Below are 24,269 nucleotides of genomic sequence, written 5' to 3'. Positions count from 1 at the left end.
GCGCCGGCTGCGTCAGTTCTGCCGTCAGCCTCCGGCGACGGTCCGGTTAAGGTTCCGGCAACGCGGAAAAGAGGGGGAAACCGTGGACGAACCGTGGGGCATTTCCGGCCCGCAATTCCTGCTGATCTTCGGCCTGGCGCTGGCCGTCGTGCTGGTGGTGCAGCTGACCTGGCCGTCGATGGCGCGGTCCCGGCAGCGGAACGCGCCCGCTGCCGTCGCGGCCCCGCTGCGCCCGGACGTCTACCAGCTCGCCTACCTGGCCGGCGGCTCGGACCGCACGGTCGACACCGCGATCGCGACGCTGCTGGAGCAAGAACTGCTGCGGGTGAGCAGCAAGGGCAAGCTGAGCGCGATCGGCAAGCGACCGGCTCGCAAGAGGCTGGAACGAGCGGTGCACGACGCCGCGCAGAGCGGCACGGCGACCGTTGCCATGGTGCGCAGGTTGCCGGCGGTCCGGGCGGAAGTGGAGAAGATCCGCGAGGACCTCGAGCGACGCGGGCTGGTGACCGTCATCGGCGACGGACTGGACGGCTTCCGCACCGGCGTTGTGGCGGTGTACGCGGCGCTGCTGCTGATCGGCATCGTCCGTGCGGTCAACGGAGCACAGCTGGGCCGGCCGATCGGCGGGTTGATCGGGCTGCTGTTCGTGGCCGGGATCCTCACGTTGATCGCGTTCACGTCCCGCAAGGGCAAGAAAACGTCCCAGGCGACCGACGCGGGCCACGCTGTCGTGGCGCGGGCCCGCGAAGACGCGAAAGCCGCGCAGGAACGGCCTGAGGAGTTCGCCGAGACGAGCCGGAACGGCGGCGTAATGTTGTTCGCCGGGGCGGCGGGCGTGGTCGCGCTCGGCGGGATCGCGCTGTATCCGGACGACGAGATGAGCACCGCGCTGCTCAGCGGCGGCGGGACCACCTGGGCCGGGGGCGGCGGATCGAGTGGTGGATCGTCGTGCAGCAGTGGTTCCTCGTGCAGCAGCGGGTCTTCGTGCGGCGGAGGCAGCAGCTGTGGCGGCGGGGGCGGCTGCGGCGGATAGCCGCGACGAGACGCGCGGTCCGGGCGTCCGCGGGGTATCCGATCCGAGGAGGGAGACGCCGTGCACGAGCCGTCGGGGATCTTCGGCCCGCAGTTCCTGGCGATCTACGGATCCGCGCTGGCCTTGACGCTGACGGTGCACCAGCTCACCGCTGTCTCCGGAGCGCCGAGCGGGCCGGTTGAGCAGGCGGTCTCCGCGCCGGTGCGGGCCATCGGGAACGACCTCCGCCAGCACGGTCTGGTCGCTTCCTTCGGCTTCGCGACGGGCGTGGTTCTGGCCTTCGCTGCACTGCTCGTGATCGGTCTGGCGCGCTGGGTGAACGGCTTCGCACTGCACCACCCGACCGGCGGGCTGACTGTGCTGCTCGCGGTGACCAGCCGCAGGCGGCCGAGGGGCCATTTGACCAAGGACGGGCGCGCGATGGTCGCCGCGGTGCGGACGGATCCGGCGGCACCGCGGGCACAGTCCGCTTCGCAGGTCGCGTTGGGCGGGTTCGCGCTGTATCCGCGCCATGCGACAAGCTTGGCGTTGAAGAGCGGAGCGGGAAGCTCGTCCTGCGACGGAGGCGGAGGTGGGTGCGGTGGCTGACCGGCTGGGGATCGGCATCGGCTGGCGGCCGGAACTGGACCTGTCGATCGCGCGGCTGCCGGGCGTCGACTGGGTCGAGGTGGTCGCGGAGAACCTGCACGCCCCGCACCTGCCGGAAAGCCTGCTGGCGCTGAAGGACCGCGGGATGCCGGTGCTGCCGCACGCGGTGTCGCTGTCGCTGGGCGGGGCCGAACCGCTGGACACCGCGCGGGTGGAGCATCTGGCCGAACTGGCCCGGGTCCTCGACGCGCCGCTGGCCAGCGACCACGTCTGTTTCGTCCGCGCGGGCGGGCTGGATTCCGGGCACCTGATGCCGCTGCCGCGCACGCGCGAGGCGCTGGACGTGCTGGTGGACAACGTCCGGCTCGCTCAGTCCATTGTGGACGTACCGCTGGCGCTGGAGAACATCGCCGCGCTGCTGGAATGGCCGGAAAGCGAGCTGACCGAGGAACAATTCCTCACCGAGCTGACCGAACGGACCGGCTGCCTGCTGATCATCGACGTGGCGAACCTGTACGCGAACGCGCGCAATGTGGGTACCGATCCGGTGGCGTTCCTGGACGGGATTCCGTGGGAACGGCTGGCGTACGTGCACATGGCAGGCGGCGTGGAACGCGACGGGGTTTATCACGACACGCACGCGCATCCAGTGCTGCCGGAGGTGCTCGATCTGCTCGCCGAACTGCGTCGGCGCACGGATCCGCCGGGCGTTCTCCTGGAGCGCGACGACGACTACCCCACCGATTCCGAACTCGCTGCCGAGCTGGTCGCATTGCGGACTGCGGTGACGAGGTGAGCCGGGAAGAGCTGGCAGCTCGGCAGGCCGCGTTGCTGGACAGCCTGTTGACCGGGGCCGAGGCGCCGTCCGGCTTCGAGGCCTCGCGGTTGCGCATCGAAGCCGAAGTGCTGCTCGGCAAGCGGCGGCGGTTGGTGGCGTATCTGCGGCCGGACCTGCCGGAGACGCTGGGCGCGCGGTACCGGCCGTTGTTCGACACCTACGCCGCGGAGCGTCCTAAGACGACTTCGATCCGGGCCCGGGAGTATGCCGACGCGTTCGCGGAGTGGCTCATCGCCCGCGGTGACCTGCCCAAACCCCGGCGCAGATGGTTTCGCCGCTGAGCCTGTTCCGGTTTTGTCGGTGGTGCTGGTTACGCTGACGACATGTCTGGTTACGGCGGTGTTATCCGATCTCTGCCGGACCTGGAGGGAGGGAACCTGTCGTGAACGGATTCTGGGCTGCCTTGAGCCCGATCTATCTCGTCTACGCGGCCACCGCCGTGGGCGTGCTGAGCATTCTGGCCACTGGCAAGGACAAGCTGGCCACGCAGGCGTCCGCGCCGGAGTCGGCCGCCGTACCGCGCGATGCCTACGACGTCGCGTACTTGGCCGACGGGCGGCTCCGGGTGGTGGAAACCGCGATCGCGGCGCTGCTCTCACGCGGACAGTTGCAGGTTGGGCGACTGGGCGAAGTCGTCTCTACCGGCTCGCCACCAGCGTCGCCGCCGATCGAACAAGCCGTGCACCAGGCGGCAGGTCAAGGTCAGCTGGCGTCGCGGGTCGCGCGGTCGCCCGTGCTCAAGCCTGCGATACAGGCGCTCGAAACCGATCTGGTCCAGCGGCAGCTGGTCAGCCGGCGCAGGCCGTTGACGAGCCTCGGGTACGCATTGACCGCGGCCGGGGTGATCGTGCTGGCAGTGGGCGTGGCGCGGCTGGTCTACGACGTCGGCCGGTCTCACCTGAACGTCATGGTGCTGCTTGTTTTCGTCGAGATCGGGATGGCGCTCTGGCTCTGTCTGGTCGGCAGCCAGCGGATCGCCAAGAAGTTCGACAAGCGGAAGGTCGATTCGCTGCCGCCGACGACTGCCGGGGCGACGGTGCTCGCGCGGGCCGAACAGCAGGGCACTGCGGGCCGTGGCTCAGGACCGGCCGAACTCGTGGCGATGGGCGGACTGGCGGCTTATCCGGACAAGCGGGTCACTGGAGGGCTTATGCCGATTTAGCCGCTGCGTGGCGAGCGGGGTTGACCGGCGGGATCGACGAGGCTGGTGGCGCTCGCGGGACCGGCATGGGACCTACGGGACTGGCGGCGCTGACCTTCCGGTGGCATTCGCGGAGCTGGGTGCGCACGGGCTGCCTGTGCTGACGGTGCTCACAGGATCGGCGCACTCACAGGACCGGCTGCGCTCACGGAAGCGGCGGCGCTCACGGAACTGCGTGCGCTTGCGGGAGGGTGACCAGCACTGCGTGCGCTTGCGAGAGCGGCGACCAGCGCGGTGTTCACCGTCGCTCGTGGGGCTGGGCGCGCGCACAGACCGGCGGCGTTCACGGGTGCTCGCGGGACTGGGCACCCTTACCGACCGGCGCTGCACTCACCGGCCGGGCGCTCACGAGCCTGCGCTTACGAGACCGTCCGTGCCCGCGGCACCGGTGCGGCAGTCACCGGCCGGTCGCGCCCGCGGAACCGGCTGCGCTCACGAGACCGGCTGCGGCACGACCGGCGACCACACCGCGGTGTCCGCGCCGGGCCGGGGTGACGGGTGGTCCCAGTGCGGCGGCGCGCCCGGCAGTTCTCCGGCCATCCGTACCCGGGTCATCTGGCCGAAGTCGCTGTCGACCGTCTCTAGCACGTCCGCGTAGTCCACTTCGGACGGTTCCGGATCCTTGCGGCCCAAGGAATCCAGCCACCGTCCGGTGCCGGCGAGGGACAGCCGGGCGTGCCAGCTGCCGCCGTCGGTGACGGTGCGGCGGAGGGCCGTCATGATCGCGGCGGCGGTCAGCCAGCCGGTGGCGTGGTCCAAGGCCTGCGCGGGCAGCGGAGCGGGAGCGTCAGTGGCGTACTCCTCGGCGATGCCGGACGACATCTGCACGAGACTGTCGAAGCCGCGGCGGCGGGCCCACGGGCCGGTCCAGCCGTATGCCGAGATGTCCGCGACCACGAGGCCGGGCCGCAATTCGGCGAGTTGCTCCGGGCCGAAGCCGATCCGGGCGAGTGCGCCGGGGCGGAACGACTGGACCAGGACGTCCGCGCGGGCGATGAGCTTCTTCAGCTTCGCGCGGCCGCCCTCGGTGTCGAGCGCGACGAAGGCGGAGCGTTTGCCTTGGCCGGTGTCCATGGTCAGCATGGGGATCCGCGGCAGGTGTGCGGCACCGACGTGCAGCACGTTCGCGCCGTGCGCGGCCAGCACGCGGCCCGCGACAGGGCCGGCGAGCACGTGCGTCAGTTCCAGCACGCGGACGCCGCCCATCGGGCGGTCCGAGTCGAACAGGGTGCGCTTCGGCGCGTCGCCGATCCGGTCCAGTTCGACCAGGGGCAGTTCCGCGACGGCCTGGCCTTGCGGGTGCGCCAGCCAGTCCTCGCGCGAGCGCATCAACGCTGCCGCGCCGCCCGCGGTCACCACGGCGGATTCGACCTCTGCCATGGATTTCGCGGCCACGGTCTTCGTCACCGCTTCGCGGGTCGCCGGGACGCCGAGCGCCCAGCAGACCGCCGCTTCGTGGCGGGAGGTATTGCAGTGCAGCTTGATCCAGCCGTCGGCCGCGCGGTAGTCGCCCGCGATGCTGCCCCACGGGCTCGGCGCGGGTTCGCCGTCGATGCGCAGCAGTTGCTCGCTGCGGAACGCGGCGGCGGCGTGCCGGGTGTCGACCGACACCGTGCCGGGGTCGATGCCGCGCAGCCGCAGCAGTTCACCGGCGGACAGGGTGGCCGCGGCGATGCTGGCGCTCGCCATGGCGGGGACCCGGAAGTGCCCGGGCAGCACGGATTCGTCACCGGTCAGGGACACGGCGGGCAGCGGTTCCCCGGCGAGCGACTGCCAGGCCCCGGCAAGTACGTCCTGCACCGGCGGTTACGGCAGAGCCGCGACGAGTTCGGCGGGCGGCACCTTCGTGCCGGTGTAGAACGGGACCTCGACGCGCACGTGGCGACGGGCTTCGGTGTTGCGCAGGTGGCGCATCAGGTCGACGATCCGGTGCAGCTCGTCGGCCTCGAAGGCGAGGATCCACTCATAGTCGCCGAGCGCGAAGGACGCGACGGTGTTGGCGCGCACGTCCGGGTAGTCGCGCGCCTCCTTGCCGTGGTCGGCCAGCATCTTGCGGCGTTCCTCGTCGGGCAGCAGGTACCAGTCGTAGGACCGGACGAACGGGTACACGCAGACGTACTTGCGCGCCTCCTCGCCGGCCAGGAACGCGGGCACGTGGCTCTTGTTGAACTCGGCGGGCCGGTGCAGCGCGGTCTGGCTCCAGACCGGCGTGGACGCGCGGCCGAGCGGCGTGCGCCGGAACCCGGTGTAGGCGGCCTGGACCTGCTCGATCTCCTCGGCGTGCCACCAGATCATGAAGTCCGCGTCGGCGCGGAGGCCGGAAACGTCATACACGCCCCGGACGACGACACCCTTGGCCTCGAGCCCGTCGAGGTACTCGGCCGTCTCGCGGCCCGCGGCGCCGCGGTCCTCCCCCAACTTCCCCGGTTCGATCCGGAAGACCGACCACGTGGTGTAGCGGATCGTGTCGTTGAGTTCGTTGTAATTCAGCCGCGCCATGACTCCATCCTGGCACTCCTCGCACGGCGATCGCCATGGGGCTCCGTCACACGAAGAGCTGCTCCGCGATCCGCCGGGCGGCGGCATCGGCCGTGGCCACGCAGGCCGGCAGCCCGACGCCGTGCAGCGTGGCGCCCGCCACGGCCAGGCCCGGGACCTCCGCCACCGCCGTCTCGATCCGCCTCACTCGCTCCAGGTGCCCGGTGCCGTATTGCGGGAGGCCGCCGCCCCAGCGCGTCACCAGGGTGTCGATCGGCTCCGCGGTGACGCCGGCGAGCCGGGCCAGATCCGCGCGGACCGCCGCGACCAGCGAATCGTCGTCGCCGTTCAACGCGCCGGGCTCGCCGAACCGGCCGACCGAACCGCGCACCAGAACCGGACCGGACCCGCCCAGGTGCGCCCATTTGTTTGACGAGAACGTGAACGCCTTGGACGCGTACGGCACGCCTTCCGCGTCCCGCTCCCCCGCGCCGATGAGGATTCCGGATGCATCAGGCAGCTCAGTGCCCGGCGGGAACGCGAACGCGACGACCGCCATCGACGCCAGTTCAACCTCGCCGAACGCTGCCGAAGCCGCCGGGACCACACCGTCCAGCAGCTTCCGAGCGGCTGGGGCGGGCACCGCGAGCAGCACCGCGTCCGCGTCGACGGGGCTGTCCGCGGGCGCATGTGCCGGGGCGGCCGCGCCGAACTCCAGCCGCCAGCCGGATGGCGTCCGCGTCAGCGCGCGAATCGTCGATGAAGTGCGCAGTTCCGCTCCGGACAGCTCCAGCAGCCGGTCGAGCAATCCCCGCAAGCCGCCGGTGAGACTGCCGAAAACCGGTGCGGTGCCCGGTGTTTTCGGCAGCAGCGAGGAAGCGGCCTCGGTAAGCGAACCCGCTCCGCCCTCAATCGCGTTGGCCAGGCCGGGCATCGTCGCGCGGAGACCCAAGCCGTCGGCTCCGCCCGCGTAGACGCCGCCCAGCAGCGGGTCGACCAGCCGGTCCACCAGCTCCTCTCCGAACCGGGTTCGCAGCAGCGGTCCGAGCGGCGCGTCGCCATCGCCCAGTTCGACCGGGCCGAGCGAACGCTCCTTCTCGACCGCGCGCCGTCCGTCGTCGGACAGCACGCCCGCGACCGAGTCCGCGGACGCCGGGACTCCCATCACGGTGCCGGGCGGCAAGCTCTGCACCGAACCGCCCGCGTGGATCGTGGCGCGCGCCTTCGTCGGATGCACCAGGCGATCGGCCAGGCCGACCTCGTCGACCAGCGAAAGCATCTCGGGCCGCCGGGCGAGGAACGCTTCGGCGCCGACGTCGTAGCCGACTCCGCCGACCTCCGCCGTGCGCAGCTTCCCGCCGATCGCGGCCGTGCTCTCGAAAACGGTGATCGTCACCCGGTCGCCGAGCAGCCGGCGCAACCGGTACGCCGCGGCCAGCCCGGAGATCCCGCCGCCGACGACCGCGACGTGCTTCACAGCGAGTGCACCAGGTCGACGACGCGCTTCAGCACCTCCGGGTCGACGCTCGGCAGCACGCCGTGGCCGAGGTTGAACACGTGCCCGCGAGCGGCGCGGCCCTCCTCGACGATCCGGCGCACCTCGGCCTCCAGGACCGGCCACGACGCGTACAGCAGCGCCGGGTCGAGGTTGCCCTGCACCGACACCTTGCCGCCGAGCCGGTGGACCGCGACGTCGAGCGGAATCCGCCAGTCGACGCCGACGACGTCCGCGCCCGCCTCGCGCATCGCGCCGAGCAGCTCGCCGGTGCCGACGCCGAAGTGGATCCGCGGCACCTCGTGCTCGCCGGCCGCCGCCAGCACCCGGGCCGAATGCGGCAGCACGAACTCGCGGTAGTCGCGCTCGGACAGCGCACCGGCCCACGAGTCGAACAGCTGCACCGCGTCGACGCCGGCATCGAGCTGGGCGCGCAGGAAGGCGGCGGCGATGTCGGCGAGGCGCGCGGCGAGGTCGTGCCAGACCTCGGGCTGCGAGTGCATCAGGGCTTTGGTGTGCTCGTGGTTGCGGCTCGGGCCGCCCTCGATCAGGTAGCTGGCCAGCGTGAACGGCGCTCCGGCGAACCCGATCAGCGGCGTCTCGCCGAGCCGGTCCACCAGCAGCCGGACGCCCTCGGCGACCTTCGCCACCTGCTCGGGTTCGAGCTTCGGCAGCGCGCGCACCGCCTCCGCGTCGCGGATCGGCGAGGCCACGACCGGGCCGGTTCCGGGGACGATGTCGATGTCGACGCCGGCCGCCTTGAGCGGGACCACGATGTCGCTGAACAGGATCGCCGCGTCGACGCCCAGCCTGCGGACCGGCTGCATCGTGATCTCGGCGAGCATCTCCGGGTCGAAGCACGCGTCGAGCATCGGGACGCCCTCGCGCAGCGCGCGGTACTCCGGCAGCGAACGGCCGGCCTGGCGCATGAACCACACCGGGACGTGCGCGGGCCGCTCCCCGCGCGCGGCGGCGAGGAAAGCCGAGCCGGGCAGGGCGCGACGGGGCGAAACGGACGGGGCGCCGACGGGCGCGGACGAAACCTGAGGCACGACCCCCATGGTCCCACGCGGGTCCGGCAGTCCCGGGCCGCCCCGTGCCCAACGTCCGGCCGCCCCGTGCCCGACAAGCCCTCGCTCCGCTGCCGATAGCCGCGCCTGCCGAGGGATCCGCACGGCTCGGTGCCGGATTCGGCGTCGCCTGCCCGGTGCCAATGCTGTGCGGACTACGCATCCAACGCGGCATTCGGTGCGCGAGGCGCAACCACGCGGCGTCGCCCGGACATCCAGCGCACCGCCGCGGCGTCGACTGCGCCCGACGCACCCAGCACGGCGCTCAGTGCGCGAGGCGCAACCAACGCAGCATCGGGTGCGAGCGATGCAACCAATACGGCGTCAAGGACGTCCTCCACACCGACACACCACGACCTGCCAGGCCCCCGCCCCGCGCACCCAGGCGCACGCGTCGCGCGGGACCCGGCCGGCGCCGCAGCGGCAGCGGGCACGGCAGGAGAGACGGAAGGGCAGCCGGAGCCGTTCGCCGGGTCGCGGCTGGGTCTCGCTCGGCGCGCCTGCGTCCGCAACTGGGCGTCGCCGCCCTACAGTCGGTGCGTGACCGCGATGACGCCAGTGCCCGATCTCTTCCGCGAAGCCGTCGCGGCGCTGCAAGCCGTCCGGCCGCGCCCGGAGATCCGCCTGGAGACCATGCGCGCGCCGCAGCGGCTCGCGCCGTGGTCGTACGCGTTGAGCTGCGACGTTTCCGGGCCCGCCGACGTCTTGGCGTCCGGCAGGCTGGTCCTGCTGCACGATCCGGACGGCCAGGAAGGCTGGGACGGCGTGCTGCGGCTGGTCATGTACGTGCGCGCCGAGCTCGACCGCGAGCTGGCCACGGACCCGTTCCTTCCCGCGGTCGGCTGGTCGTGGCTCACCGACGCGCTGGAGGCCTCCGGCGCGTCGTGGAAGGCGCTCGGCGGCACCGTCACGGAAACGTCCTCGGCTCGCTTCGGCGACATCTCCGGCCCGGCCCGCACGGACGACCTCGAACTGCGGGCCTCCTGGACCCCGACCGACGCCGCGCTCGGCCCGCACGGGCTCGCGTTCTGCCAGGTGATGGCGAGCGTCGTGGGGCTGCCGCCGGTGGGCGTCACGCTGTTCGAGCAGCGGCAAAGCTCCTGATTTCCTAAGTTCACCCGGTCGGGCAGCCCCTTCGCGGCCCTTGCACGCGCACGAACGCGCCTTCCCGGGCGGATTCGAGCCTTCCCAGCCCTCCGCTGAGATCTTCAGCGGGGCTTCCGGACGCCCGCCGCCGACTGTCCATCGTGGACCGCGGCAGCCGCTGCTCCGGATGCCGCACGTTCGTGGCCGGGCATGATCACAGCCAGTGAACCCCCGGTAACCTGCTCCTACGCGGTTCCAGGCCGTCTTCCAGCGCCTCCGGCACGACCCGGCCGGGCGGGCGACGCGCGCGGCAAAACGTGAAAGAAAATGATCTTGCCCCGGCCGGAGCGCATTTCCGGAGCGGGACGGCCGGGGCGGCGGCCCCGCTCCGGCAGCACCCGCAGGTGCACGGGCCATCTGCACGCCCGTTTCGATGCCGGTAACTGAGGTGCATCGCGGCCCGGTCGCCAGTCGTTAACAAGACTCCGATCGTTAGTCCGATCGTGTTACAACGACCTCGCTGAGTGACGAACTGTTTCGGATAGATACCCATTCGATCCCCCCGCAACGGCGTCCGGACGGCTACAGTGCCTGGGACGACACCACTTTCGGTCTAAAGCTGGCGCGGCTGAACGGCCGAAGGTCCCGGTGCCGGTCGGGGGGCACGACCGACTCCAGGGAGGTAGTGACGTGGCTACCGTCGGCTTATCTCAGGCCGTCCGATCCACGCCAGCCGGTGCTTTGCCGGCGAGCATGGTTCCGCACCCGCGGGAAGAGCTTTTTTCCGTGTTGGTGGTCGATGACCACCCGCTGTTGAGGGAGGCAATCGCAGCACGACTCGCACAAATGGGTGCGGGCACTGTCCACGAGGCCGCCACGGTGGCCGAGGCGAGGGCGCGAGCACAGGCCACCGGCCCGTGCGATCTGGCGATCCTCGATCTCGGACTGCCGGACGGCAGCGGCATCGAGCTGGTTACGGAACTCCGTAGCCACGGCTGGCCGCGCGTGGTGGTCCTGGCATCCTCCGACGACCCGTACGCGGTGCGCTCCGCGTTCCAGGCCGGAGCTCAGGCGTACCTGCTGAAGTCGGCGTCGCCGGTGGTGGTCACCGACGGCGTGCGCCGGGTTCTCGAAGGCGGCGTCTACGCCGACCCGAGCGTGGCCCCGGTCCTGGCGACCGGCACGCGAGTGGCGGGCACCGACAACACCCCGCGCGAGCTTTCGGCTCGCGAGGTGGAGGTGCTCCAGCTCGTCGCGGACGGGCAGTCGAACAAGGAGATCGGGGAGGAGCTTTCCCTCTCCGCGCTCACCGTCAAGTCCCACCTGTCCCGCATCGGGCGCAAGCTCGGCACGGGCGACCGGGCGCAGATGGTCGCGCTGGCGATGCGAGCCGGCGTGATCCGCTGACGACGACGAACCACGTCCCTGCGGGGCGGGCGGACCAGGCGCGGTCCGCTCGTCCCGTAGGGTCGTCGGACATGGGAACTGCACAGGCGGACGGAGCCCGGACCGGAGACGAGACCACCGAGAACCCCGGTGCCTCCGGAACGCCGGTGCTGCTCCGCGAACCGGCGGAAGGCACCCCACCGGTGGTGACCGACCCCGTCGCGCTCTCCGAAGCGTGCGCGCGGCTCGCCGCGGGCACGGGCGCCGTCGCCGTCGACACCGAACGGGCGTCGGGCTACCGGTACTGGCCCAAGGCCTATCTCGTCCAGCTGCGCCGCGAAGGCTCCGGCACGGTGCTGATCGATCCGATCGCGCTCGCCGACGACCTCGCCCCGCTGCGGGACGTCCTCAACGACACCGAATGGGTGCTGCACGCCGCGTCCCAGGACCTGCCGTGCCTGGCGGAGCTGGACCTGCGCCCGCTGTCGCTGTTCGACACCGAACTGGCCGGACGGCTGGCCGGGTACGAACGCGTCGCGCTGGGCACGCTCGTGGAGCTGCTGCTCGGGTACACGCTCGAAAAGGGGCACAGCGCCGCGGACTGGTCGAAGCGTCCGCTGCCGGTCGACTGGCTCAACTACGCGGCCCTCGACGTCGAACTGCTCAACGAACTGCGCGCGAAGCTCGAAGCCGAGCTGGCGGCGCAGGGCAAGCTGGAGTGGGCGCAGCAGGAGTTCGAGGCTGTCCGCACCGCTCCCCCGCCCGCGCCGCGCGCCGAACCGTGGCGCCGGACGTCCGGGGTGCACAAGATCCGCAGCCCGCGCGGCCTCGCCGCGGTGCGGGAGATGTGGCAGGCCCGCGACGAACTGGCCCGCAAACGCGACCGCGCGCCCAGCCGGATCCTTCCCGACAGCGCGATCGTCAACGCCGTGACCTCGGACCCGAAGACGGTCGAGGAACTGCAGGCGCTGCCGGTGTTCAGCGGACGCGTGCAGCGCAAGTACACGGCCAGCTGGCTGCGGCACTTGCAGGCGGCGAAGGCGCTGCCGTCGAGCGAACTGCCGAGCCCGAGCCAGCCCAACGACGGTCCGCCGCCGGTGAACCGCTGGGCGGACAAGGACCCCGACGCCGCCGCCCGGCTCGCCGCGGCGCGAGCCGCGCTGGCCGCGATCGCGGAGGACCGCAAGCTGCCGGTGGAGAACCTGCTGCTGCCGGATCTCGTCCGGCGCACCTGCTGGCGACCGCCCGCCGACCTCGCGGAGGATTCGGTGGCGGACGCGCTGCGGGCGGGCGGGGCGCGGCCGTGGCAGGTGGAGCTGACTGTGGCGGCGTTGAGCAAGGCGTTGCACAGCACGGCTTCCTGACGCGCGCCGAGTGGTTCGGACCTCTAGTTGAGGTTTAGACCTTCGGCAGGGTTCGGGCGAGCGGCTGATTGGCTCGGATGGTCCAGGAACAGCGCTCAAACGCGACGACGGGCCGGGCGGCGGTAACCGAGCGACCTTGCCACCCCGGTAGCCGTCGTGACCACCGCGGGGACCAGGTGCGCGACCGAGGTCGTCTCCCGGCGGCCCACGACCGCGACCGCGGCGGTGACCCGTGCGGACGCGTCGCGGATCGGGGCAGCCACGGCGACCGCGTCGTCCGCGAGCTGGCGGTCGGCGACGCAGTAGCCGGTGCGGGCGATCTCGGCTAGTTCGGCGCGCAGGGTTTCCGGGTCGGTCGTGGTGTGCGGGGTTTCCGCCGCGATCGGGCTGGTGAGCGCGGATTCACGGGTGTCGGCGGTGGCGTGCGCGAGCAGCACCCGGCCGGTCGCGGTGGTGGTCGCGGGCAGGCGGCTGCCGGTCGTGGTCAGGATGCCGACCGAGCGGTGTCCGGCCAGCCGGGCGAGGAACACGACGTCAGTTCCGTCCAGTACGGACAGGTGCACGTTTTCACCGGTCGCGTCGAACAGGTCGCCCAGATACGGCAGGGCGATGTCGCGTATCGAGGCCCGGGCCAGCGAGAGCGAGCCAAGCTCCCACAGTTTCAGCCCGAGGTGGTAGCCGCCGTGGTCGTCGCGGGTCAGCGCACCCCATTCGGCCAGCTCGCCGACCAGCCGGTGCGCCGTGCTCAACGGCAGGCCCGCGGCCTGGGCGATTTCAGTCAGGGAGAGCACCGGCGTCTGGGCGCTGAAGCAGTCCAGTACCGACAGCAGCCGCGCCGCCGCAGTGGGTCTCGCTTCCATGTGGCGGAAGTCTGATTGAGGCCGGGCCGCGACGCAAGCGAGACTGCGGGCGTGGGTCGGCCAAGCAAGAAACACAGCGAGTCGGTTTTGATCACGGGCGCGGGTTCGGGTCTCGGACTGGGAGCGGGATTGGTGCTCGCGGCGCGCGGGCACCGGGTCTTCGCCACGGTCGAACGGGACGCTCAGGTCGAGCCGACACGGGCGGCGTTCGCCGAGCGCGGGCTTGTCGCGGAGGTCTCCCGGCTTGATCTGCTCGACCCGGCTGATCGTGAAGCGGCTGCGGCGCTCGACGCGTCGGTTCTGCTCAACAACGCCGGATTCGGTGCCGAAGGCCCGCTATTGCGCACTGATTCCGCAATGGTCCGGAAAACGTTCGAGGTCAACGTCTTCGGCACGCTCGAGCTGACGAGGCTGGTCGCCGATCGGCTCGTCGCCGCCGGGAGCGGCGGGCGGATCGTGTTCGTCACGTCGGTGGCGGGGCTGTTCGTCGCTCCCGGCGCGGGTGCGTACGGGGCCAGCAAGTTCGCGCTCGAAGCCATGGCACAGGCGGTCCGCCAGGAACTGCGCCCGCACGGGATCGAAGTCCGGGTCGTCGAACCCGGGCCGTTTTCCACGGGGTTCAATGAAAAACTCGTGGAGAACGCACCCGCCTCGGACCACGACTTTTCGGATTTCCTCGCCATGCAGCGCGATCCGGCGGCGGCGATCGAGACGATCGCCCGGGTCGCGGTCGGATCCGGGCCGTACCGGACGATCGTTCCGGGCGAGTTCGGCGCGGTCGTCCGAGCAGCAAGATCGGCTTTGGGAGCAGACCGACCTGGTCGGCCCGTGAGAAAGTGCGACAGCACACCAGCACGAGACAGGAGCACATGAAAGTGAAGATCGCGGTTCTCGGGGGCGGCCACGGTTCCTGGGCCACGGTGGCGGAACTCGCCGAGCACGGCCACGAAGTGCGCTGGTGGCGGCGGAACGCCGAGGCGCTGGAAGCGTTGCGCGCGACCGGGGCGGTGAGCGTCCGGGACTACCGGGGCTCCCGTTCGGTGCCGGTGGGCGACGGCGCCGGGGAGATCAACCCGGTGGCGGACCTCGCCGAAGCGGTGCGCGGCGCGGCTCTGATCGTGATCCCATTGCCCTCGACCACGCACGACGACCTGGCTCCCCGGCTCGCCCCGCTGCTGACCGAGGGCCAGGTGGTCTTCCTGCCGCCGGGCACGTTCGGTTCGATGGTGTTCGCCAAGGCCGTCGCCGCGGCGGGCGGGAGTTCGGAGATCGCGTTCGCCGAAGCGGGGACGCTGCCGTACCTCGCGCGCCGGCACGGTGCCGCGGAAGTGGTGATCAGCGGGTACGCGACCCGTCTGCCGACCGGGGTTTTCCCGCTGCGGCTGGCGGAAAGCGCGTTCAAGACGCTGCGCGAGGCGTACCCGAGCGTCGAGGACGCGGGCGACGGGCTCAGCGGGGCATTGATGAACGCGGGCCCGATCATCCATCCGCCGCTGATCACGATGAACGCCGGTCCGCTGGAGCACTTCGCCGCCTGGGACATCCACAACGAGGGCACGCAACCGTCGATCCGCAGCGTGACCGACGCGCTGGACGCCGAGCGGGTCGCGCTGCGCGAAGCGTTCGGCTACGGCGCGCCGCACTTCCCGCTGGCCGATCACTACGCCACCGACGGCGAGGAATGGATGTACGGCCGCGCGGCGCACGAGCGGCTGACCGACAGCGGCGACTGGCGCGAGAAGATCGACCTCCACACGCACCGCTACATGGTCGAAGACACCCGGCTCGGGCTGTCGCTCCTGGTGTCCGCGGGCCGTTGGGCCGGGGTGCCGGCGCCGGTCGCGGAAGGCCTGCTGGCCTTGGGCTCCGCGATCACCGGCCGCGACTTCTACGCCGAGGGACGGACCTTCGAGAACCTCGGCCTGGCGGAGCTCGACCGCGCCGGGCTGACCAAGCTGCTGCAGGACGGAGTCCAGTCGTGATCGCCATCGTCGGCGCCGGGCGGATGGGCGAGGGCATCGCGCTGGCCTTCCTCGCGGCGGGACATCCGGTGCTGCTCGCGGACGTCAAGGACCGCACCGAGGAAGAACGCCAGCTCCGGCGCGACGAGGTGCGGGCGCGGCTCGCGGACCGGCTGCGCGCGATGTCCGGCCACGCGGATGCGCTGGAAAGCCTGACGCTGGGCGACCGTTCGGCGAAGGAACTCGCCGACGCGACCGTGGTGTTCGAGGCCGTGCCAGAGGTCATGGACGTCAAGCGCGAGGTGTTCGGCTGGCTCGGCTCGCAGGTGCCGGAGTCGGCGGTGCTGGCCTCGACGACGTCGACCTTCCTGGTCACGCAGATCGCGGAACTCGCCGACCGCCCGGAGCGGGTCGTCAACGCGCACTGGCTCAACCCGGCCGAACTGATGCCGCTGGTCGAGGTCAGCCGCAGCGACGACACCGATCCGGCCGCGGTCGACCGGCTCGTGGAGCTCCTGCGCGAAATCGGCAAGGTGCCGGTGGTGTGCGGGCCCGCCGCCGGCTACATCGTGCCGCGGCTGCAGGCGCTGCTGATGAACGAGGCCGCGCGGATGGTCGAGGAAGGGGTGGCCGGAGCCGCCGAGATCGACCTCGCGGTCCGCGCCGGGCTCGGGCCGCGGTTCTCGGTGCTGGGCCCGCTGGAATTCATCGACTGGGGCGGCGGGGATATCCTGTACTACGCCTCGCGCTACCTGACCGGCGAACTCGGCGAGCGGTTCCAGGCGCCCGCGATCGTCGAGGAGAACATGACCGGCCAGCGGCGAGGTCTCCAGGACGGTGCCGGGTTCTACCGCTTCGACGCGTCCGGGGTACCGGACTACCGGGCGGCGCGGATGCGGGAGTTCGAGGAGATTTTCCGGCTGCGGGAACCGCATTTGCGGGACGGGACACCGGTTCCGGAGCGTCCACAGGAGTGACTTTTCGGTTGGCGGCCGCGGGTTCAAGCCCGCGGCCGTCAGCACTCCGCAAGCCAGCCGGTGGCCTGGGCGACGCGCGGATGGGCTGCGCCGAGGACTGCGTTGAGCCCGGCTACCACGGATTCCAGCTCCGCCGCCGCACCCGCTCGGTCGCCTCGTTGGGCGGCGGCTCGGGCCAGCGTCGCGCGGAGGCCGAGCACCATCGGATGTCCCGCTGGCCAGGCACCAGCGGCCAGCACCGCCCGCGCCGCTTGCTCGGCTTCGTCCAGATTTCCGCTCTCCACGCAGGCTCGCGCGAGCGCGCTGCGGAGGGTCAGCGCGCCTCGGCCCCGCGCTTCGCCCAGTGCCTGGCGGAGCAGGTCGGCTGCCTCGGGCGCTTGCCCTGCCAACAGGAGAACGGTTGCCAGGGACTCCCCCCGCTCTGGACGCTTCTCGAACAGTTCTCGCATCGGAGCGATCGCCGCCTCCGGATCTCCGATTTCGGCTCGCACCACCAAGAGGAGCGCGTCTCGATGCCCGTCGGTCTCGCAGAGCGCGTCCTCGGCTGACAGCAGTTGTTCGGCCGTCTCGTAGCGGGCCAGCGCGCACAGCATGGTGGCCTTCCGGCGCCGTCCGGCTCTCGTCCGGGCGTGCGCCGGGCCGAGTTCGGCGGCGCAGTAGTCGACGTGCGCGTCCAGCACCGCGAGCGCGTCTTCGTACTGTGCTGCCACGCCATAGGCTTCCGCGAGGAGCAACTGGGTCTTGAACGTCCCTGGCTGGCGCGCGCCCCAGGTTTCCTCGAACGCCTCCGCGGTGCGTTCCAGCAGCGGGATCGCCTCCGCCGGACGGCCTTGCGACGTCTGGCGATACGCCAGATTCGCCCACGCGGCAAGGGTGTTCGGCTCGCGGGGACCGAATTCGTCCGTCAACGCGGGCACGAGATCCGTGTAGTGCCGCTCCCCTGCCGCCCAGTCCTCGTTCTTGAGCAGCAACTGGCCCAGCAAGAGCCGCCGACGCAGGCTCGGCACGCTCGTCGGGTTGCGCGCCTTCGCGAGGGCGGCCTGCAGCGCGGCGACCTCGTCGGCCGGCTCTGGCTTCGCGCGGAAGAGTCCCACCTGGACAGTCTGCCCGCCCCGGCGGTTCAGTCCTTCTTCAGCCACCCAGCGACTTCGACGACATCCGGATGCTTCGGACCGAACGCCTCCGTCAACCCCGCCGCGACCGCCGCCAGCTCACGGTCCGCCTCCTCGATCCGGCCGCGTTCCCGGGCCACCCGCGCCAACGTCGCCCGGGCACCAAGCTTCAGCGGATGCTCGTCCGGCAGACCGTCAGCCGCCACGAGTTCTCCCGCCAGCGTTTCGGCCGCGTCGAGCTGGCCGCTTTCCAGATAGGCCCGCGCCAGCTCGCCCGCCGCGCCCCACTGCTGCGCCGCCGGTTGTGCGGCCAGCACGGCGCGGTACAGCTCCGCCGCTTCCGCAGGCTCCCCAGCCCGCAACAACACTGCCGCGAGCACCTCCACGAACTCCGGCGTGCGGTACTGCTCGGCGAGTTCCCTTGCCTTGTGCTGGACGACCTTCGCCTCGCCGCCCTCTGCCCGGATCAGCAAACCGACCGCATCATTCGCGTCGCGTTCGTGGTCGTCTCGCGGCTTGCGGGACAGGCCGGAGTGCAGAGAACCGGCCTCGTCGTACCGGCCCAGCGTCCGCAACACGCTGACCTTCCGGCGCGCGGCCGCGATGGTCAGCTCGTGGTACTCCCCGAACTTGTCCACGCACGCGTTCAGGTGCCGACTGAGCACAGCCAGCGCCTCGTCGTACTCGCCGGACACCGAGTACATCTCCGACAGCAGCAGCCGCGCCTGCATGGTCGCCGGATCGTCCAGCCCGGCGACCGCCTCGTAGATGTCCACTGTGGACTCCATCAGGTGCACCGCGTCCTCGGTCCGCCCCAGCGCGGCTTTCGCCATCGCCAGGTTCAGCCAAGCGCCCAGCGTGCCCGGGTGCTGTTCGCCTTCGACGCGCACCTGGGCGTCGGCGAGTTCGGTGTAGTGCTTCTCCGCTTCGGGCCACTCGCCGGTTTCCACCAGCAGCACGCCGATCCGGTGCCGCATGGCGAGGTTCTCCGGGAGATCCGGGTCCGCGGCTTTCGCCAGTTTTTTGCGCAGCCGCGCGATTTCGGTCGCCGGGTTCGCCCGGAAAAGCGCCATTGCCGTCCCCCATCCGGTTGGTGCGTTCCCGTCAGTGTGCCGCATGCCACAAGCCCCCGGGAGTGTGCCGTCCCCCACTCGACCGGGCCACTCCCCTGGTTACCCACGGGTAACAAGGGCTAGGGTGCGGAACAGGAACACTCTCGACTTCAGGAGCATTCGTGGCCGCACCAGCAACGCCGCCGCTCGCGCCCACCGCGCGAGGGGTGCGCAATGTCGTCTTCGTCGAAGGGGTACGCACGCCCTTCGGCAAGGCGGGCGACAAGGGCATGTACGCCGGGACCCGGGCGGACGACCTCGTCGTCAACGCCATCCGCGAGCTGCTGCGGCGGCATCCGGAGCTGCCGCCCGAGCGCGTGGACGAGGTGGCGATCGCCGCGACGACGCAGATCGGCGACCAGGGCCTGACCATCGGCCGCACCGCCGCGCTGCTCGCCGGGCTGCCGAAGTCCGTGCCGGGCTTCGCGATCGACCGGATGTGCGCGGGCGCGATGACCGCCGTCACCACCACCGCGAGCGGCATCGGCTTCGGCGCGTATGACATCGCCATCGCCGGCGGCGTCGAACACATGGGCCGCCACCCGATGGGCGAGGGCGTCGACCCGAACCCGCGGATCGTCGCGGACAAGCTGGTCGACCCGACCGCTCTCGTGATGGGCCAGACGGCGGAGAACCTGCACGACCGTTTCCCGGAGATCACCAAGGAGCGCACGGACGCGTTCGCCGCGCGCAGCCAGGAGCGCTACGCCGAGGCCGTGAAGACCGGCAAGATCGGGCCGGAGCTGGTTCCGGTGGCGACGAAGTCGAAGGAACTCGGCTGGGGCCTCGCGACCGAGGACGAGCCGCCGCGCCCGGGCACGACCGTCGAGCAGCTGGCGAAGCTGAAGACGCCGTTCCGCCCGCACGGCCGGATCACCGCGGGCAACGCCGCCGGCCTCAACGACGGCGCGACCGCGGCGATCCTCGCCGACGAGGACACCGCGCGCGAGCTGGGCCTGCCGATCGGGATGCGGCTGGTCGGCTACTCGTTCGCGGGCGTCGAGCCGGAGGTGATGGGCATCGGCCCGGTGCCGGCCACCGAGAAGCTGTTCCAGCGCACCGGTCTGTCCATTGAGGACATCGGCCTGTTCGAGATCAACGAGGCGTTCGCGGTGCAGGTGCTCGCGTTCCTCGACCACTTCGGCATCGCCGACGACGATCCGCGGGTCAACCAGTGGGGCGGCGCGATCGCCTGCGGGCACCCGCTGGCCTCGTCCGGCGTGCGGCTGATGACGCAGCTGGCGCGCCAGTTCGCCGAACGCCCCGACGTGCGCTACGGCCTCACCACGATGTGCATCGGCATCGGCATGGGCGGCACCGTGATCTGGGAAAACCCGGCCTACAACGGCTCTGAGGGGGCGAAGTAATGACTTTCACCGCTGAAGAGGCGAAGGCCGCGTTCCCGGACGAGGTCGTGACCAACGCGGTCACGAACCTGGTGAAGGTGCCCGGGCTGGACAAGCCGGTCGCGCTGATCACCTTGGACAACGGCCACGACCACACCCGGCCGAACACCTTCGGCCCGCAGGGTCTCGTCGCGCTGAACACCGCGCTGGACAAGGCGTTCGCCGCCGAGCCGGCCGCGATCGCGGTCACCGGCAAGCCGTTCATCTTCGCTGTCGGCGCGGACCTTTCCGGCGTCGAGGCGGTGTCGGACCCGAAGCTGGCGCGGGAGATCGCGCAGACCGGGCACGACGTCTTCCGCAGGCTTACCGAGTCGAAGATCCCGACGTTCGGGTTCGTCAACGGCGCGGTGATGGGCGGCGGGCTCGAACTCGCGCTGTCGTGCCACTACCGGACGCTGTCGGAGAACACCGCGGCTATCGCGTTCCCCGAGGTGTTCCTCGGCCTGTTCCCGGGCTGGGGCGGCACGCAGCTGCTGCCGAACCTGATCGGCCCGGACGCCGCCGTCACCGTGATCATCGAGAACGCGCTGGCGCAGAACAAGATGCTGAACGTGCGCAAGGCCGCCGAACTCGGCATCGTCGACGAGGTCTTCGGTTCCGCGGACTACCTGGAACAGTCGCTGCTGTGGCTGGCCAAGGTCGTCAACGGCGAAATCACCCCGGCCCGCCGGGAAATCGACCGCGGTGCGGAGTGGGACGCCGCCGTCGCGCGCGCCAAGTCCATCGTGGACGGTCGCACGCACGGTGCGTCGCCGGGCGCGACCAAGGCCGTCGAACTGCTGGAGCTGGCGCGGGAAAACGATCTCGACCGCGGCTACGCGGCGGAGACCGACGGGCTCGCCGAACTGCTGATGTCGGACGTGCTGCGTGCCGGGCTGTACTCGTTCAACCTGGTCAACAAGCGGGCGAAGCGACCGGCCGGCGCGCCGGACAAGTCGTTGGCGCGCAAGGTGAACAAGGTCGGCATCGTCGGCGCGGGCCTGATGGCCAGCCAGCTGGCGCTGCTGTTCGTGCGCCGTCTGAAGGTGCCGGTGGTGCTCACCGACGTCGACCAGGCGCGCGTCGACAAGGGCGTGGGCTATGTCCACGAGGAGATCGACAAGCTGCTCGCCAAGAAGCGCGTGTCGCCGGACGGCGCGAACCGGCTGAAGGCGCTCGTCACCGGCTCGCTCGACAAGGCCGCGTTCTCCGACGCGGACTTCGTGATCGAGGCCGTTTTCGAAGAGCTGGGCGTGAAGCAGCAGGTGTTCGCCGAGCTGGAGCAGCACGTCTCCCCCGAGACGATCCTGGCCACGAACACCTCGTCGCTGTCGATCACCGCGATGGCCTCGAAGCTGCAGCACCCGGAGCGCGTGGTCGGCTTCCACTTCTTCAACCCGGTCGCCGTGCTGCCGCTGCTGGAGATCGTGCGCGGCGAGAAGACCGACGACGCGGCGCTGGCGACCGCGTTCTCGGTCGGCAAGCAGCTCAAGAAGTCGAGCGTGCTGGTGAAGGACGCGACGGCGTTCGTCGTGAACCGGCTGCTGCTGCGGTTCCTCGGCGAGGTGCTGGTGGCCGTGGACGAGGGCACGCCGTTCGAGGTCGCCGACTCCGCGCTGGAGCCGCTCGGCCTGCCGATGTCGCCGCTGAACCTGATGCAGCTCGTCGGCCCGGCGATCGCGCTGCACGTCGGCGAGACGCTTCACGGCTCGTTCCCGGACCGCTTCACCGTGAGCGAGAACCTGGCCAAGTTCGTGAAGGCGGGCAAGAAGGGCGTGTGGGCCTGGGACGCGACCGGCACGCCGTCGGTCGACCCGGAGGTCGCCGCGCTGTGGACGCAGGGCGACCAGCCGTCCACGGCCGAGCAGGTCCGCGACCGCGCGCTCAACGCGATCGCCGAGGAGGTCCGGATCATGCTCGACGAGGGCGTGGTCGCGGAGGCCCAGGACATCGACCTGTGCCTGATCCTCGGCGCGGGCTGGCCGTTCTGGCTGGGCGGCATCACGCCGTACCTCGACCGGGCGGGCGTCTCGGAGCGGGTCAACGGCAAGCCGTTCCTCTCCCAGGGCGTCGCTTCGGTTCCGGCGTAACGCCTTGGCGGAGCCGCCCTGTTTCCGCGGGGCGGCTCCGCCGTGAACCCGGACACATCGAGCACTTCGTGACCTTCCAGGCACCAGCCGTTCACTACTGCCCCATAGCGTCCTGCCGAATCTTCGGAGCAGGTCAGGAGCAGGATGAACACCACGGACCCGGGCGGCGTCGGCCGCCGCGGATTCTTCAAGCGGGCGGGGCTGGTCGGCGCTGTCGCGGCCGGGGCCCCGGTGCTGGCCTCGGGCCAGGCCGACGCCATGGACCTCGATCTGGGGCTTGACCTCGGGATCGATCTCGACTGGCTGTTCGGCCGCCGCTACCAGTGGGTCGTCGGCGATCACCACACGCACAGCCAGTACTCGTACGACGCGATGTACACCATCGACCGGATCGCCGCCGGTGCGCGCGAGCACGGCGCGAAATGGATCGTCTTCACTGATCACGGCCACGCGACGCACGAGAAGTCGTCGGTGGAGCCGACCAGCCGCGACGTGCTCGCGGCGCAGCGGAGGCATCCGGATCTGCTGCTGTGGCAAGGCATGGAGTGGAACGTGCCCGGCGCGGAGCACGCCACGCTGTTCTTCCAGGCCGGGCGCGACCAGGCGAGCGTGCTGCGCGAATTCGAGCGGAGTTTCGACTGGCGGCTGACCGGTTCCGAATCCTCCAGCCCGGAGCACGAAGCGTTGGCGCTCAAGGGTTTGCGGTGGCTCGCCGATCAGGAACGCACACGCCGGATCCACGCGCCGGTCGTGCTGATCAACCACCCGCTGCGCAACGGCCGCGTGTCGCCGCACGAACTGCGCAACTACCGCGACACCGCGCCGGGCATCGTGATCGGCATGGAGGGCGCGCCCGGCGCGCAGGCGGACGGATTCCCCAAACCGCAAGGCAACGGCGGCGCGCGCGGCGGCTACGGCAACAGCCCCGGCGCGAACTCGTGGCCCGGCTTCCCGGCCGAGGCGTACCGGACGTTCGGCGGCTGGGACTGGACCACCGCGAAGGTCGGCGGGCTCTGGGATTCCCTCCTGGCTGAAGGAAAACCGTGGTGGATCACCACGAACTCCGACTCGCACTACAACCGCGGCGACCAGCTGGTGCGGCCGTCGGTGCCGGACGGCTGGTACGAGCAGACCGGCAAATACCCGGACCCGGTCGACAGCGGGGTGCCGCAATTGTCCGCGCCGTACGCGGATTTCTATCCCGGCGAGTTCAGCCGCACCGTGGTCGGTGTGCGTCGACCGGGCTTCGAGGGCGTGCTGGAGGGTCTGCGCGCCGGCCGGATTTGGCTGTCTCACGGCGGTTTGGTGCAGCAGCTGGAAGTCGGCGTGTTCGGCGGCGGCGATTGCGCGACTTTCGGCGGACGGCTGCGCGTGCGCCGAGGATCGACCGTGACGGTCGTCGTTTCGGCGGTGACTGCGTACCGGCCGAACGGGTCTGGTTCGGTGCCGCGTCTCGGCCGGCTGGACCTGATCTCGGGCCCGGTCACCGGCCCGGCGGCGGATCGCGACACGATGACTGCGCCGGGTACGCGGGTGGTGGAGTCGTTCACGCCTTCGCGCGGCTATGCGGGACGACGCGTGATGTTCAAGCACACCTTCCGCAACGTGCGGGAGCCGTTCTACGTCCGGGTGCGCGGGACGGACGGGAAGCGGCACGTCGCCGGCGGGATCGAGCCGGCGGTGGACGTGATCGGGCAGGCTGATCCGTACGAAGACCTTTGGCTGTACGGGAATCCGACGTTCGTGGACGTCTACTGAGGACATCTCGGCCCGGCGGGCGCGGCGCCGGCCACGCCCGCCGGGCCGAAATCAGATGTCGACGACAGTGAGCAGCCAGTCGAGCCCGACGAAATCCTTCGGGTTTCTGGTGAGCAGCGGGATCCGCTGCACTGCCGCCGTCGCGGCGATCTGCAGGTCCATCCGGCGCGGCCTGGGGTCCCGTCCGAACCGGCGGACCAACGCGGCGGCCGTGCCGTACATCTTGGCCTCGTTGACCGCGAACGGCAGCACCACGAACTGTTCGAGAGCGGCGTGGTAGCGCTCGACCCGTTCCGCGAGCCGGATTGACCACCGAGATGTACGCCAATCGGCGCTGTCCATCGGCGGGAGTCCGCGGAAAGCTTCCTGGATCTCGCCGGTCCCTACCCGCCGCATGATCTCCGCGTTGTCGTTGCGCAGCTCTCGCTGACCGATGGGACCCGCCAGGGCAACTACTGCCGCAACTTTGAATGAA

The 24,269-nt window shown here is 71.0% G+C and carries 22 protein-coding genes; 14 read left to right on the top strand and 8 right to left on the bottom strand.

The genetic code is table 11. The annotated features are described in order from the left end of the window. Positions 1 to 82 precede the first annotated feature (82 nt). The 5 genes from ACZ7SW_RS39825 to ACZ7SW_RS39805 all read left to right on the top strand — a co-directional run bounded on the left by ACZ7SW_RS39825 (position 83) and on the right by ACZ7SW_RS39805 (position 3,621). The gene (locus ACZ7SW_RS39825) at positions 83 to 1,033 is read left to right on the top strand and encodes a TIGR04222 domain-containing membrane protein (RefSeq protein ID WP_470235534.1); all 951 of its coding nucleotides are present in this window, start codon (positions 83 to 85) and stop codon (positions 1,031 to 1,033) included. Between the two features lie 60 nt (positions 1,034 to 1,093). After that, entirely contained in the window at positions 1,094 to 1,621 is a 528-nt protein-coding gene (locus ACZ7SW_RS39820; RefSeq protein ID WP_470235533.1) for a DUF2207 domain-containing protein, read from the top strand. Beyond that, positions 1,614 to 2,417, top strand: a complete 804-nt coding sequence (locus tag ACZ7SW_RS39815; RefSeq protein WP_470235532.1) for an MbnB/TglH/ChrH family RiPP precursor modification enzyme — start codon at positions 1,614 to 1,616, stop codon at positions 2,415 to 2,417. Before ACZ7SW_RS39820 ends, ACZ7SW_RS39815 begins: the two co-directional genes overlap by 8 nt. Continuing rightward, on the top strand, positions 2,414 to 2,740 hold the full coding sequence (locus ACZ7SW_RS39810) for an SCO6045 C-terminal-like domain-containing protein (RefSeq protein WP_470235531.1): 327 nt from the start codon (positions 2,414 to 2,416) through the stop codon (positions 2,738 to 2,740). The genes ACZ7SW_RS39815 and ACZ7SW_RS39810 overlap by 4 nt, the downstream gene beginning before the upstream one ends. Before the next feature lie 101 nt (positions 2,741 to 2,841). Beyond that, on the top strand, positions 2,842 to 3,621 hold the full coding sequence (locus ACZ7SW_RS39805) for a TIGR04222 domain-containing membrane protein (protein ID WP_470235530.1): 780 nt from the start codon (positions 2,842 to 2,844) through the stop codon (positions 3,619 to 3,621). Between the two features lie 471 nt (positions 3,622 to 4,092). On the opposite strand, the gene ACZ7SW_RS39800 is transcribed toward ACZ7SW_RS39805, so the two are convergent. From ACZ7SW_RS39800 to hemE, 4 genes are read right to left on the bottom strand one after another with little or no spacing between them, the layout of a single operon-like run. Continuing rightward, a complete protein-coding gene (locus tag ACZ7SW_RS39800) occupies positions 4,093 to 5,460 on the bottom strand; it encodes a CoA transferase (RefSeq protein WP_470235529.1) in 1,368 nt (455 codons plus the stop codon). A 6-nt stretch (positions 5,461 to 5,466) separates the two neighbouring features. Then, a complete protein-coding gene (gene hemQ, locus ACZ7SW_RS39795; RefSeq protein WP_470235528.1) occupies positions 5,467 to 6,159 on the bottom strand; it encodes a hydrogen peroxide-dependent heme synthase in 693 nt (230 codons plus the stop codon). A gap of 46 nt (positions 6,160 to 6,205) precedes the next feature. Then, a complete protein-coding gene (gene hemG / locus ACZ7SW_RS39790) occupies positions 6,206 to 7,615 on the bottom strand; it encodes a protoporphyrinogen oxidase (RefSeq protein ID WP_470235527.1) in 1,410 nt (469 codons plus the stop codon). Then, complete coding sequence (gene hemE, locus ACZ7SW_RS39785; protein WP_470235526.1) at positions 7,612 to 8,694, bottom strand: uroporphyrinogen decarboxylase; 1,083 nt, start codon at positions 8,692 to 8,694, stop codon at positions 7,612 to 7,614. The genes hemG and hemE overlap by 4 nt, the downstream gene beginning before the upstream one ends. Before the next feature lie 549 nt (positions 8,695 to 9,243). On the opposite strand from hemE, the gene ACZ7SW_RS39780 reads away from it, so the two are divergent. From ACZ7SW_RS39780 to ACZ7SW_RS39770, 3 genes are all read left to right on the top strand, one after another. Continuing rightward, a complete protein-coding gene (locus tag ACZ7SW_RS39780; protein ID WP_167441842.1) occupies positions 9,244 to 9,807 on the top strand; it encodes a DUF3000 domain-containing protein in 564 nt (187 codons plus the stop codon). Positions 9,808 to 10,479: 672 nt separating this feature from the next. Further along, entirely contained in the window at positions 10,480 to 11,196 is a 717-nt protein-coding gene (locus ACZ7SW_RS39775; RefSeq protein WP_033291604.1) for a response regulator transcription factor, read from the top strand. A gap of 71 nt (positions 11,197 to 11,267) precedes the next feature. Next, positions 11,268 to 12,539 carry an HRDC domain-containing protein gene (locus ACZ7SW_RS39770; RefSeq protein WP_470235525.1) on the top strand — a complete coding sequence of 424 codons (1,272 nt, stop codon included), beginning with the start codon at positions 11,268 to 11,270 and terminating at the stop codon, positions 12,537 to 12,539. Positions 12,540 to 12,634: 95 nt separating this feature from the next. Here ACZ7SW_RS39770 and ACZ7SW_RS39765 read toward each other — a convergent pair whose 3' ends face one another. Further along, complete coding sequence (locus ACZ7SW_RS39765) at positions 12,635 to 13,399, bottom strand: IclR family transcriptional regulator (protein ID WP_470235524.1); 765 nt, start codon at positions 13,397 to 13,399, stop codon at positions 12,635 to 12,637. 87 nt (positions 13,400 to 13,486) lie between these two features. Here ACZ7SW_RS39765 and ACZ7SW_RS39760 point away from each other — a divergent pair, with 87 nt between their 5' ends. From ACZ7SW_RS39760 to ACZ7SW_RS39750, 3 genes are read left to right on the top strand one after another with little or no spacing between them, the layout of a single operon-like run. Then, a complete protein-coding gene (locus ACZ7SW_RS39760; RefSeq protein WP_470235523.1) occupies positions 13,487 to 14,272 on the top strand; it encodes an SDR family NAD(P)-dependent oxidoreductase in 786 nt (261 codons plus the stop codon). Then, the gene (locus ACZ7SW_RS39755; RefSeq protein ID WP_470235522.1) at positions 14,269 to 15,381 is read left to right on the top strand and encodes an NAD/NADP-dependent octopine/nopaline dehydrogenase family protein; all 1,113 of its coding nucleotides are present in this window, start codon (positions 14,269 to 14,271) and stop codon (positions 15,379 to 15,381) included. The genes ACZ7SW_RS39760 and ACZ7SW_RS39755 overlap by 4 nt, the downstream gene beginning before the upstream one ends. After that, positions 15,378 to 16,337 carry a 3-hydroxyacyl-CoA dehydrogenase NAD-binding domain-containing protein gene (locus ACZ7SW_RS39750; protein ID WP_470235521.1) on the top strand — a complete coding sequence of 320 codons (960 nt, stop codon included), beginning with the start codon at positions 15,378 to 15,380 and terminating at the stop codon, positions 16,335 to 16,337. The genes ACZ7SW_RS39755 and ACZ7SW_RS39750 overlap by 4 nt, the downstream gene beginning before the upstream one ends. A gap of 38 nt (positions 16,338 to 16,375) precedes the next feature. Here the strand turns inward: ACZ7SW_RS39750 and ACZ7SW_RS39745 are convergent, their stop codons facing one another. Continuing rightward, positions 16,376 to 17,431, bottom strand: coding sequence for a tetratricopeptide repeat protein (locus tag ACZ7SW_RS39745; RefSeq protein ID WP_470235520.1), 1,056 nt, complete (start codon positions 17,429 to 17,431; stop codon positions 16,376 to 16,378). 26 nt (positions 17,432 to 17,457) lie between these two features. Further along, positions 17,458 to 18,522 carry a tetratricopeptide repeat protein gene (locus tag ACZ7SW_RS39740; RefSeq protein ID WP_470235519.1) on the bottom strand — a complete coding sequence of 355 codons (1,065 nt, stop codon included), beginning with the start codon at positions 18,520 to 18,522 and terminating at the stop codon, positions 17,458 to 17,460. A gap of 206 nt (positions 18,523 to 18,728) precedes the next feature. Here ACZ7SW_RS39740 and ACZ7SW_RS39735 point away from each other — a divergent pair, with 206 nt between their 5' ends. The 3 genes from ACZ7SW_RS39735 to ACZ7SW_RS39725 all read left to right on the top strand — a co-directional run bounded on the left by ACZ7SW_RS39735 (position 18,729) and on the right by ACZ7SW_RS39725 (position 23,794). Further along, positions 18,729 to 19,928: a thiolase family protein gene (locus tag ACZ7SW_RS39735; RefSeq protein ID WP_470235542.1), complete on the top strand. Its 1,200-nt coding sequence runs from the start codon at positions 18,729 to 18,731 to the stop codon at positions 19,926 to 19,928. After that, positions 19,928 to 22,036: a 3-hydroxyacyl-CoA dehydrogenase NAD-binding domain-containing protein gene (locus ACZ7SW_RS39730; protein WP_470235518.1), complete on the top strand. Its 2,109-nt coding sequence runs from the start codon at positions 19,928 to 19,930 to the stop codon at positions 22,034 to 22,036. Before ACZ7SW_RS39735 ends, ACZ7SW_RS39730 begins: the two co-directional genes overlap by 1 nt. Positions 22,037 to 22,180: 144 nt before the next feature. Continuing rightward, on the top strand, positions 22,181 to 23,794 hold the full coding sequence (locus ACZ7SW_RS39725) for a PHP domain-containing protein (protein WP_470235517.1): 1,614 nt from the start codon (positions 22,181 to 22,183) through the stop codon (positions 23,792 to 23,794). Between the two features lie 51 nt (positions 23,795 to 23,845). Here the strand turns inward: ACZ7SW_RS39725 and ACZ7SW_RS39720 are convergent, their stop codons facing one another. Further along, a complete protein-coding gene (locus ACZ7SW_RS39720) occupies positions 23,846 to 24,190 on the bottom strand; it encodes a PIN domain-containing protein (protein ID WP_470235516.1) in 345 nt (114 codons plus the stop codon). Between the last annotated feature and the right edge of the window lie 79 nt (positions 24,191 to 24,269).

It is taken from the genome of Amycolatopsis sp. NPDC114484 (assembly GCF_055633755.1).
Note: the sequence above shows the minus strand (reverse complement) of the source record. Positions and strands in the feature narration are given on the sequence as shown.

What these genes read in the sequence shown, in the direction of transcription:
- ACZ7SW_RS39725 (WP_470235517.1), top strand. Translation starts at nt 22,181, where the DNA reads ATGAACACCACGGACCCGGGCGGCGTCGGCCGCCGCGGATTCTTCAAG.
- hemQ (WP_470235528.1), bottom strand. Translation starts at nt 6,159, where the DNA reads ATGGCGCGGCTGAATTACAACGAACTCAACGACACGATCCGCTACACC.
- ACZ7SW_RS39720 (WP_470235516.1), bottom strand. Translation starts at nt 24,190, where the DNA reads ATGCGGCGGGTAGGGACCGGCGAGATCCAGGAAGCTTTCCGCGGACTC.
- ACZ7SW_RS39765 (WP_470235524.1), bottom strand. Translation starts at nt 13,399, where the DNA reads ATGGAAGCGAGACCCACTGCGGCGGCGCGGCTGCTGTCGGTACTGGAC.
- ACZ7SW_RS39730 (WP_470235518.1), top strand. Translation starts at nt 19,928, where the DNA reads ATGACTTTCACCGCTGAAGAGGCGAAGGCCGCGTTCCCGGACGAGGTC.
- ACZ7SW_RS39755 (WP_470235522.1), top strand. Translation starts at nt 14,269, where the DNA reads ATGAAAGTGAAGATCGCGGTTCTCGGGGGCGGCCACGGTTCCTGGGCC.
- ACZ7SW_RS39770 (WP_470235525.1), top strand. Translation starts at nt 11,268, where the DNA reads ATGGGAACTGCACAGGCGGACGGAGCCCGGACCGGAGACGAGACCACC.
- ACZ7SW_RS39740 (WP_470235519.1), bottom strand. Translation starts at nt 18,522, where the DNA reads ATGGCGCTTTTCCGGGCGAACCCGGCGACCGAAATCGCGCGGCTGCGC.
- hemE (WP_470235526.1), bottom strand. Translation starts at nt 8,694, where the DNA reads ATGGGGGTCGTGCCTCAGGTTTCGTCCGCGCCCGTCGGCGCCCCGTCC.